The organism is Streptomyces sp. SID11385 (assembly GCF_010548245.1).
Classification (GTDB): domain Bacteria; phylum Actinomycetota; class Actinomycetes; order Streptomycetales; family Streptomycetaceae; genus Streptomyces.
On the sequence record NZ_JAAGLR010000718.1, the window covers coordinates 1 to 9,801 of the forward strand.

The window sequence follows — 9,801 nt, forward strand, 5'->3', positions numbered from 1 at the left end:
TGCGCGAGGGCGGCGCGGCGGGGATGCGGGCCTTGCGGGAGACGTGGGAGGCGGCGGGCGCTCCGGACACGTACGCGCTGCGCGCGACGGCGGAGGGAGAGCTGACGGTGGGCGCACCGGGGAGCCCGCTCGGCTGGAAGGTCCCGCCGACGACGGGCTGATCCCGGGCCCGCGGTGACCGCCCCGCCCCGCGCGGTCTCGCGCGCCCCCGCGCGTCCGTGCGCCGGGTGTGGTGCGGCCTGCTCCGGGTAGCGCGCGGGGGAAGGCATGGAGCGGGGGCCAGGTGGACAGCATGACGGCATGACTCATGGCGTTATGACAATCATGTCGGAGAAGGTGGCGCGGGCGGTTCCCGGTGCGGAGGGCCTGCCGGGGCGGGCCGCGCAGGGCACCGGGTCCGGACGGTGAGGGCGCCCGCCTTGCCGCCGTCCCCCCTGCTCCTGACGCCGAGGCTGGAGCCGCGCCTCGGGGCGCTGCTGCGCGCGCCCGAGGTCCTGTACCCGCTCGTCGAAGGGCTCGGCAGCCCGCTCAACGTCGTACTGCCGCAGCAGGCCGTCGAGAACGTACGGCGCTTCGAGGCGGCGCGCGATCGTCACCACCTGCGCGGCACGGTGTACTTCGCCCACAAGGCGAACCGTTCCAGCGCCCTGGTGCGCGCGCTCGCCACGAGCCGCGCCGGGCTCGACGTGGCCTCGCTGGAGGAGTTGCGGCACGGGCTCGGCAGCGGTTTCACGCCGGACCGGATCGGCGCCACGGGCCCGAAGGAGCCCGAGTTCCTGTGGCTCGCGGCGCGCTGCGGCGTGACGGTGACGGTCGAGGACCAGGGCGAGCTGGAACGGCTGGCCGCCCTCGTCGCACGGTACGAACTGCCCCGCGCGAAGGTGCAGTTACGCCTGTCGGGCTTCCCCTCGCAGGGGGTCCGGCAGCTCAGCCGCCCGAGCCGGTTCGGGACGCCGTACGCGGGGCTGCCCGCGCTGCTGGACGCGGTGGAGCGGGTGCGCGAGCGGGTCGAGGTCGTCGGGGTCGCGTACCACATCGACACGACGGGCCTGCCCGAGAAGGCGCTCGCGCTCGACGGCTGCCTGCGCGCCCTCGACCTGTGCCTGGAGCGGGGGCTGCGCCCCGCGACGGTGGACATCGGCGGCGGATTCGGCGTGAGCCACCTCGCCGACGCGCGCGAGTGGGAGGCGTACACGACCGAGCTGACGCTCGCGGCGCTCGGCCGCCGGCCGCCGCTGACCTGGCGCGGGCACGGCTACGGGCTCGCCAACGAGGGCGGCACGCTGCGCGGTTCGCTCGACCTCTACCCCGGCCACCGCCCGCTCGCCGGGGCGGACTACCTCGACGCGCTCCTGCGCCAGGACTCCCCCGCCTTCGGCAGGCCGCTGGGCGAGCTGCTGCTCGACGGCCTGTACGACCTCGCGGTGGAGCCGGGCCGCGCGCTCATGGACCAGTGCGGGGCGACGCTCGCCCGCGTCCTGGACGTGCGCACGGGTGCGGACGGGATCGCGCAGGTGCGCCTCGCGATGAACGCGGACGACTGCGCCCTGGAGGAGCACGGCATCCTCGTGGACCCGATGCTCCTGCCGCGGCCCGGCGGCGCCCCGGTGCCCGCACCCGGCCCGGGCGCGGCGACCGGCGTGTACCTGCACGGGAACCTGTGCCTGGAGTCCGACCTGATCACACGCAGGCTCGTCCAGCTCCCCAGGCTCCCGGCGCCCGGTGAACTCCTCGCCTTCGCCAACACCGCCGGGTACGCGATGGACTTCAGCGCCCAGTACGCCGAACGCCGCCCGCCCGCGCGGAAGGTGGCGCTGGAGCAGACGCCGGGCGGCGACTGGCGCTGGACCCTGGACGAGCAGTGGTGGCCCACGACGGCGCAGGAGCCCGGTACGGCGGCTCCGCTCCGCACGACCACCCCCACGAGCACTCCGGCCGCCCACCCGGGCGGCACACCGGGCGCGACGGCGGCACGGGCGCAGGGCGCCCCACCGCTGCCCGGCACGACCAAGGGACGGGTATGAAGTACGACAGCATCCTCGACACCATCGGGCAGACCCCGCTCGTCCGGATCGACCCGGCGGTGCACGGACTGCGCTCCACCGAGCTGTACGCGAAGCTGGAGTTCTTCAACCCCTTCGGCTCCGTGAAGGACCGCGCGGCCTGGGGCATGGCACGTCCAGCGATCGCCGCGGCGGCCGAGCGGGGCGCCGAGGTCGTCGAACTGTCCAGCGGGAACACCGCGAAGGCGCTCGCCGTCATCGCCTCGATGCACGGGCTCGGTTTCCGCAGCGTCACCAACCGCATGAAGATCCCCGAGGTCAAGGAGTTGTTGCTGCTGCTCGGGGCCGAGATCGAGGAGCTGCCCGGGCAGAGCGAGTGCCTGGACCCCACCGACACGGAGGACCCGCTCACCCGCTTCCACCGTGAACTGAGCGCCCCCGGCGGCTCGTTCCTCCACACCGACCAGTACTTCAACCCGGCGAACGCGCGGGCGCACGAGGAGGGCACGGGTCCCGAGATCATCGCGGACCTCGGCGGCCGGGCGCCCGACTGGTTCGTCGCGGGGGTCGGCACGGCGGGCTCGTCCTCCGGCGTCGCGCGGGCGCTGCGGGCCGCCGAGGGGGAGGTGCGGGTGCTCGGGCTCGTCGCGGAGAAGTCGGACTTCGTGCCGGGGATCAGGAACCTCGACGAGGTGCAGGAGGTGGGCCTCTTCGACCCGGCGACGTACGACCTCATCGAGGCGGTCGGCTCGCTCGACGCGATCGACGGGATGGTCGAGCTGATCCGGCGCTGCGGCATCCTCGCCGGTCCCACGGGCGGCGCGGCCTACCACGGCGCGGTGCGGCGGCTGCGCGAGGTCGAGGCGAGCGAGCCGGAGCGGCGGCGCACGGCGGTCTTCGTGGTGTGCGACCGCGTCGAGAGCTACTTGAGCTACGTAAGGGCCCGGCGCCCCGAACTCCTCGGCGCCACCGCGTCCTTGGCGACGCGCACGGCGGCTTCGGTCGGCGAGGAGGAGCGGGCCGGGGTGCACCGGATGCCGGTCGCCGAGGCCCAGAAGTGGCTGGCGCACGAGCAGCCGCTCGTCGTGGACCTGCGCGGGCCGCACGCCTACGCGGCGCAGCACATCGAGGGCTCGGTGAACATCGCGGACGAGCTGTTCGCCGAACTCCTGCGCGGCGGGCTGCCGTTCAGCAAGAGCCGCCCGGTGCTCCTCGCCTGTCCCGTCGGCGAGAAGTCGGTGGGGTACGCGGCGGTGCTGACCCGGATGGGGCACCCGGACGTGCGCAGCCTCGACGGCGGGGTCATCGCGTGGCGCGACGCGGGCGCGCCGCTGGTGCGGGAGTGAGGGGGCGATCATGACCGAGGACAACGACCGCTGGGAGGAACTGGCCGCCTGGCAGCGGGAGATACGTGCCGAGTTCCCGATCCTCGCGGCGGAGCCGCACCTGGCGTACCTCGACAGCGCGGCGACCGCGCAGAAGCCGCGCGCGGTGCTCGACGCCGTCACGGCGTACCTCACCACGAGCAACGCCAACGCGGCGCGCGGCACGTACCCGTGGGCCAATCGCACGACGCGGATGATCGAGGACGTGCGGGCCCGGGTGAAGACCTTCCTCGGCGATCCGGAACCGGCGCGCTCGCGCGTGCACTTCACGAGCGGGACGAGCGAGGGGCTGCGGACGGTCGCGCGGGACTGGCTGCCCGGGCACCTGAGGGACGGGGACGAGATCGTGGTGCCGTTCGCGGACCACGAGGCGAACGCCTCGCCGTGGCTGGAGGTGCGCGAACTGCTCGCGGCGCGCGGGGTGCGGATCACGGTGCGCGAGATGCCGGTGCAGAGCGGTTCGGGCGACTACGACCTGACGGCGCTCGCCGCGCTGCTCACCCCGCGCACGCGGTTCCTCGCGCTGACCCATGTGCACCACGTCTACGGCGCGGACATGAACGTGCACCGGATACGCGCGCTCGTCGGCGACGACGTGGTGCTGTGTCTCGACGCGGCGCAGAGCGTGGGGCACCTGCCGATCTCGCTCGCGGCGCTCGACGTGGACTTCCTCGTCTTCTCGGGGCACAAGGCGCTCGCGCTGCCCGGGACGGGCGCGGTGTGGTCGCGCGGCCTGCGCGGCGCCCCGCTGGAGCCGGGCGGCTGGGACGGGACGCCGAACACGGTGGGGATCGCGAGTCTCGGCGCGGCGCTCACCTGGTTGGAGGGCGCCGGTCTCGACCGGATCGAGCGCTGGACGCGGGGCCTGGCGGCCCGGCTCACCGACGGGCTGAGCGCGCTGCCCGCGTACGAGGTGCTCGGCTGCCCGCTGAGCCTCGCGCGCGGGACGCGCGTGCAGCAACGGCAGAGCATCGTCACGTTCCGCCATCGGGGCATCGAGTCGGTCGATCTGGGATTCATCCTGTTCAGTGAAGGGTTCATGGTGAGGGCTGACGGCCTGTGCCAGGCGCGTGGCGGGGAAAAGCGCAGCTCAGTGCGGGTCAGCCTGCATGTGTACAACACTCTTGAGGAGATCGACCGGCTCCTGGTGACGCTGCGCGGCTTGACGTCGAGCTGATGGGAACCATTTTCACCTGTAGATTCGGGGGCCTCAACAGGAACAGACGGTAAGGGTGGTGCGGCATGGGGCTCTCTCTGCCCACGGCCGAGCGGTGGGTGGACCGCTGGGAACGGCAGCAGCAGCGGTACGCGGTGGACCGCGAGGAACGTTTCACGGTCGTCACGGACGTCGTGGAGCATGTGACGGAGGGCCAGGCGCGCCCGTACGTGCTCGATCTGGGGTGCGGTCCGGGGTCGCTGCCCGCCAGGCTCAGCGCGCGTCTGCCGCATGCCCGGATCGTCGCGGTGGACATGGACCCCCTCCTGCTCGAACTGGCCCGCACCCGCCACCCCCGCGCGGCGCGATACGTGCAGGCGGTCATCGGCGAGGAGGGGTGGACGGGGCGGCTCGGGCTGAGCGGCCCGGTGGACGCGGTGGTGTCCACGACGGCGCTGCACTACCTGCCGAAGGAGGACCTGCGGCGCGCGTACGCGGACCTGACGCGGGTGCTGCGGCCCGGTGGGGTGCTGGTCAACGCCGACCACCTCGGCTGCGGCTCGGCCGCGCTCGCCGGGATCGCCGCGCACGTGGGCGCGCGGCGGGCCCGGCGGGCGGGGGCCCTGGACAGCGAGGACTGGGAGAGCTGGTGGGCGGCGGCGGCGGACGATCCCGAGCTGGGCGAGCTGTGCGCGCGCCGGGAGCCGAGCCGGTTCGGCGGGACGAGCGGGCTGAGCCTGGGCACGCACGTCGCGCTGCTGCGCGCGGCGGGGTTCGCGCACGCGGGTCCCGTGTGGCAGGTGGGGACGAGCCATGTCCTGGTGGCGGTGCTCCCGGAAAGGCCGGGAAATAGCGTGCCGCACACGGGCGCGGAGGCCAAGGAATTCTGCACTCTGCACAATGCAGAATGACGGAGCCTCACTGATTTACACAGAGTCGCCTCGCGCAGGGTGCGGGCCTTCAAGATCAAGGGCGCGTTTTCTGCGCCGCACGGGAATCGGGTAGCGGCGGAATACGGGAATCCGTTACCCGGCTTCCTGTTCGCCCGGCACGTCATGCCTGGTCAGCCGAGTACGAGCCGTCCGCTTTCCCGGCTCTCCGCATCGTTCACGCCACTCGGCAATTGCCGTGCAAATGTGGCGGGAATTGAGCGGAATGAGGAGGTCGGAAGGCGGAATAATCACAGATGGCGAGGGAATCGCGGCTGCCGACGCGGAGGACTGCCTGCTGTGCACGAAGAGTTCGTGTGTCATCTCACCGCTTATGGCATGAGCGCGGGGGCCAGGGTCGGCGTCCCGCTCGGCACCTACCGCGCCCCTTCACTGCCGCTCGCCGTGAACTGGCTGCGGGAACGCGCGGAATGGCTTTCGCGGGTGCTCGACCCGAGCCCCGAGGCGCCCTGGCTGCCGCCGGGCACGCTCGTGGAGGCCGCCGAGCGGGCGTGGGCGGTGCCCGAGACGCTCCGCGCGTGGAGCAACGACATCAACGGCCACCTCCTGCTCGCGGAGAAGCTTCTCGCGGGGGACCTCGTGGAGGTGCGCTGGTACGACGAGACGACCGAGTACGAACTGCTCGCCGAGTCCGTCGACGCCGCCCGGATGCGGCGCGTGGACGTGTCCGCCCCGCAGGCCGCGGGGCACCCCGTCGTGGACGACGACGGCACTCTCGCCCTGCCCGTCGTGCGCACCGAGCTCACCGAGTCCGCCACGCTGCGCTTCGCGGCCGTCGAGATCGAGGCCCGCAGCCGGGGCGCGAACTCGTACTTCGGCTTACGGGTGCCGGCCCCCGCCACGCCGGAGCAGCCCCGCCCCCGCCCCCGCGCCGCCCGGCTGCGGGAACGGCTGGGGAGACGGCGCGGCTGAGCGCGGCGGGACGGCCGGCACACGGGCACCACAACGAGCCGGCACGTAGGCCGAGGTCGGCCGTGCCCACCACGCGCGGCGGCCCCGCTCAGGGGAGCACGCAGATCCGCCCCGTCGAGCGCCCCTCGGCCACCTTCCGGACCGCCGAGGCCGCACCCTCCAGCGGGACGCGCTCCGAGACGAGGGGCTTGACGACACCCTCGGCCGCGAGCCGGGTCAACTCCCGGTGGCACTCGGCGATCGTCTGCGGCGCGTATTTCGCGTACAGCCCCCAGTGCAGGCCGAGGATCGCGTAGTTCTTCACCATGGCGTGGTTGAGAGCCGGCGCCGGGATGGTGCCGCTCGTGAAGCCGACGACGACGATGCGGCCCTCGAAGGCGACGCACTTCGCGGACTTCGCGTACGAGTCGCCGCCGACCGGGTCGTAGACGACGTCGGCGCCCCGGCCGCCCGTGAACTCCTTGACCGCGGCGATGACGTCGTCCGCGCGCCGGTCCAGTACGAGGTCGCAGCCGAGTCCGCGGGCCACCTCGGCCTTCTCCCGACCGCCGACGACGCCGATGACGCGCGCGCCCGCCGCCTTGCCGAGCTGGACGGCCGCGCTGCCGACGCCGCCCGCCGCCGCGTGCACGAGCAGCGTCTCGCCCGGCTGGAGGCGGGCCCGGCGGTGGAGCCCGAACCAGCCCGTCTGGTAGCCGATGTGCAGCGCCGCCGCCTCGGCGTCGTCGAGGGCGTCGGGTGCGGGCAGGCTCGCCGCCTCCTCCAGGAGCGCGTATTCGGCGAAGCCGCCGTGCGGCAGGACGGGCGTGCCGATGAGGCGGCGCCCGTCCGCGGTGCGCCCGCACAGCTCGACGCCCGGTGTGAAGGGCAGCGGCGGCCTGATCTGGTACTGACCCCGGCACAGCAGCGCGTCGGGGAAGTTGACGTTCGCCGCGAGCACCTGGACGAGGAGCTGCCCCGGGCCCGGCTCGGGCCGTTCCGTCTCGGCGAGCCTCATCACCTGCTCGGGTTCGCCGGTCTGTGCCACCTGCCATGCCCGCATGGCTCGCTCCCGCCTGTTCGCGCCTTGGCCGTCCGCCCGGCGCGGCGCCTGCGCGCCCGCGCCTCCGGACCACCCGTGGAGCGGCATACTAAGCGGTCGGTAAAGGTGGGCGGAAGCCCCGCGCCCCCCGCCGCGGCGGCACGGGTCAGTCCGTCCGCTTCCGCTTCGGCCGCGCCCGTACGTGCATCCGCTCCCCCTGCGGCCCGAAGAGGACGAGGAGTTCGACCGGCTTCTCGTCGAGCAGCCCGAACCAGTGCGGGACGCGGGTGTCGAACTCGGCGGCCTCGCCCGGTTCGAGAACGAGGTCGTGCTCGCCGAGGACGAGACGGAGCCTGCCGTGCAGCACGTACATCCACTCGTAGCCCTCGTGGGTGCGCGTCTCGGGATCGAGCGAGCCGCCCTCGATGACCATCCGGTACGCCTGGACGCCGCCGGGGTGGCGGCTGAGCGGGTACATGCGGCGGTGGTGGCGGACGATCGGCTCGGCGCGCACGCGCGGGTCCGCGACGGGGCGGGTGCCGACGAGTTCGTCCAGCGCCACCCGGTGCGCGCGGGCGAGCGGGAGGAGGAGTTCGAGGGTCGGGCGGCGCCGTCCGGCTTCGAGCCGGGAGAGCGTCGAGACGGAGATGCCCGTGCCGGCGGAGAGCGCGGCGAGGGTCATGCCGCGCTCCTTGCGCAGCCCCCGCAACCGCTCCCCGACCCCGGCGAGGATCTGTTCGGACGCCTCGTCACCGGCCCCGGCGAGGGCTTCGGCGGCCTCGCTCCCGGCGGGGTCCCCGGGCCCCGGTCCCCCCGGCCCGGCGCTCACGCGTCTCCGCGTACGAGCGCGAGCAGCCGGTCCAGGACCGGGCCCTGACGCACCCCGTCGTGCTCGAACTCGTCGGTGACCCACGTGCGCAGGCCCTTGATGGCGTGGGCGGTGCGCAGCGAGTGCGCGGTGTCGACGTACATGTCGTCGTGGTAGACGGCGGCGGCGACGGGGACCTCGTTGCGGGCGAGCTGTCCCGCGTCGTAGAGCGGGGTCCAGTCGGTGCGCTGGGCGAGGAGTTCGGCGGTCTCGCGCAGCGGCGCGAGCGAGGGGTCGCACGTGAAGGACCAGGGGTGCACGGACTCGCCCGTGAAGAGGACGGGGGCGTCGTCCGCGAGCGCGCGTGCGGCGTCGAACTGCGGGAACTCGGTGCGGACGCGCTCGGCGGCCCAGCCGGTGGGGCGGTGGTCCTGTGCGTAGACCGACTCGTGCAGGACCGCGTAGAGCGGGTGGGCCGCGTAGGAGAGGGCGGCCTGGGCGGCTTCCTGGAAGGCGTCGGAGAGCTGGAGCCCGGTGGGGGTGCGGGCGAAGGCGTTCTCCAGGAGGTAGTGCAGCGTGTGGCTGCCCGAGCCGGTGCCGAGCGCGATGCCGAGCGACTGGAACGCCTCGACGGTGAGCCGGTAGCCGCCGTTGAGCACGGGACGGTGCTCGGCGAGGTGCTCGGCGATCCGGCGCACGCGGTCGACGTCCTGCGGGTAGCGGGCGTAGTGCGCGGCGACCTTGCGCGCGATGCGCGGGTAGGCGGCGCGGTAGACGTCGTCGGCGTGGGCGTCGAGCGAGGGCAGTCCCCCCGTGACGAGCGCGGCGCTCAGGCCCTCGGGTGCGCTGGAGAGGTAGTGCGTGACGCAGAAGCCGCCGAAGCTCTGGCCGAGGACGGTCCAGGGGGTGCCGCCGGTGAGGTTCTGCCGGATCAGTTCGGCGTCCTTGACGATGGAGTCGGCGCGGAAGAGGGCGAGGTAGTCGGCCTGTTCGCGCGGGCCGCCGCGCAGCGGGAGGGTCTGACGGTTGGCCGGTGTGGAGCGGCCGGTGCCGCGCTGGTCCATGAGGAGGACGCGGTAGTCCTTGAGGGCGCGTTCCAGCCACGCCTCGCGGCCCACGAAACGGCGGGCCGCGTTGCCCGGACCGCCCTCCAGGTAGAGGAGCCAGGGCCGCTCGCCGCCGCCGTGCCCGGTCGAGACCACTTCCCGGCCGAAGACCTCGATCTGCTCCCCGTCGGGCCGCTCGTGGTCGAGCGGGACGGTGAACATGCGGTCGGTGAGGACGACGCCGGGCTGGCGGTACGTGGAGGCCATGGTGCTCCTGCCGGGGTGGGTGGTGCCTGGTCGCTCCCAGTTCAGCACACGGCCTCGGGGGCCTGCGTCCCGGCTCGGTCCGTCCGGCCCCGGGGGCGGGAGGCGCCGCGGGGCCGGGGAGTGCCGCGGCGACGGCGGCGCGTTGCGCCGGATGGACGCCGGGATGCGCCCCGTCCGCCGCGCGGAGATGCTGGCCGGGAGACGAGAGGAGCCGCTGGGATGAGTACCCTTCAGCCCGCGCCGGGCGGACGGG

At 73.9% G+C, this 9,801-nt stretch carries 8 protein-coding genes; 5 read left to right on the forward strand and 3 right to left on the reverse strand.

Annotated elements, in window-relative coordinates:
- The first annotated feature begins 419 nt into the window (after positions 1-419).
- The 5 genes from G3I42_RS21755 (at position 420) to G3I42_RS21775 (ending at position 6,406) form a co-directional block, all read left to right on the forward strand.
- The gene (locus G3I42_RS21755) at positions 420-2,024 is read left to right on the forward strand and encodes a Y4yA family PLP-dependent enzyme (RefSeq protein WP_203607128.1); all 1,605 of its coding nucleotides are present in this window, start codon (positions 420-422) and stop codon (positions 2,022-2,024) included.
- Positions 2,021-3,349 carry a pyridoxal-phosphate dependent enzyme gene (locus G3I42_RS21760; protein ID WP_164288389.1) on the forward strand — a complete coding sequence of 443 codons (1,329 nt, stop codon included), beginning with the start codon at positions 2,021-2,023 and terminating at the stop codon, positions 3,347-3,349. Before G3I42_RS21755 ends, G3I42_RS21760 begins: the two co-directional genes overlap by 4 nt.
- Positions 3,350-3,359: 10 nt before the next feature.
- Complete coding sequence (locus tag G3I42_RS21765) at positions 3,360-4,565, forward strand: aminotransferase class V-fold PLP-dependent enzyme (RefSeq protein ID WP_164288393.1); 1,206 nt, start codon at positions 3,360-3,362, stop codon at positions 4,563-4,565.
- 65 nt (positions 4,566-4,630) lie between these two features.
- Positions 4,631-5,455, forward strand: a complete 825-nt coding sequence (locus G3I42_RS21770) for a class I SAM-dependent methyltransferase (RefSeq protein ID WP_203607129.1) — start codon at positions 4,631-4,633, stop codon at positions 5,453-5,455.
- A gap of 318 nt (positions 5,456-5,773) precedes the next feature.
- Positions 5,774-6,406, forward strand: a complete 633-nt coding sequence (locus G3I42_RS21775; protein WP_164288394.1) for a hypothetical protein — start codon at positions 5,774-5,776, stop codon at positions 6,404-6,406.
- 88 nt (positions 6,407-6,494) lie between these two features.
- Here G3I42_RS21775 and G3I42_RS21780 read toward each other — a convergent pair whose 3' ends face one another.
- The 3 genes from G3I42_RS21780 to G3I42_RS21790 form a co-directional block, all read right to left on the reverse strand.
- The gene (locus G3I42_RS21780) at positions 6,495-7,448 is read right to left on the reverse strand and encodes an NADPH:quinone oxidoreductase family protein (RefSeq protein ID WP_164288397.1); all 954 of its coding nucleotides are present in this window, start codon (positions 7,446-7,448) and stop codon (positions 6,495-6,497) included.
- A gap of 145 nt (positions 7,449-7,593) precedes the next feature.
- Complete coding sequence (locus G3I42_RS21785; protein WP_343244618.1) at positions 7,594-8,160, reverse strand: XRE family transcriptional regulator; 567 nt, start codon at positions 8,158-8,160, stop codon at positions 7,594-7,596.
- Between the two features lie 92 nt (positions 8,161-8,252).
- On the reverse strand, positions 8,253-9,548 hold the full coding sequence (locus G3I42_RS21790) for an alpha/beta fold hydrolase (protein WP_164288400.1): 1,296 nt from the start codon (positions 9,546-9,548) through the stop codon (positions 8,253-8,255).
- Positions 9,549-9,801 lie beyond the last annotated feature (253 nt).

Excerpts from the sequence above, each read along its gene's own strand:
- G3I42_RS21760 (WP_164288389.1), top strand. The coding sequence starts at position 2,021 with ATGAAGTACGACAGCATCCTCGACACCATCGGGCAGACCCCGCTCGTC.
- G3I42_RS21765 (WP_164288393.1), top strand. The coding sequence starts at position 3,360 with ATGACCGAGGACAACGACCGCTGGGAGGAACTGGCCGCCTGGCAGCGG.
- G3I42_RS21770 (WP_203607129.1), top strand. The coding sequence starts at position 4,631 with ATGGGGCTCTCTCTGCCCACGGCCGAGCGGTGGGTGGACCGCTGGGAA.
- G3I42_RS21780 (WP_164288397.1), bottom strand. The coding sequence starts at position 7,448 with ATGCGGGCATGGCAGGTGGCACAGACCGGCGAACCCGAGCAGGTGATG.
- G3I42_RS21790 (WP_164288400.1), bottom strand. The coding sequence starts at position 9,548 with ATGGCCTCCACGTACCGCCAGCCCGGCGTCGTCCTCACCGACCGCATG.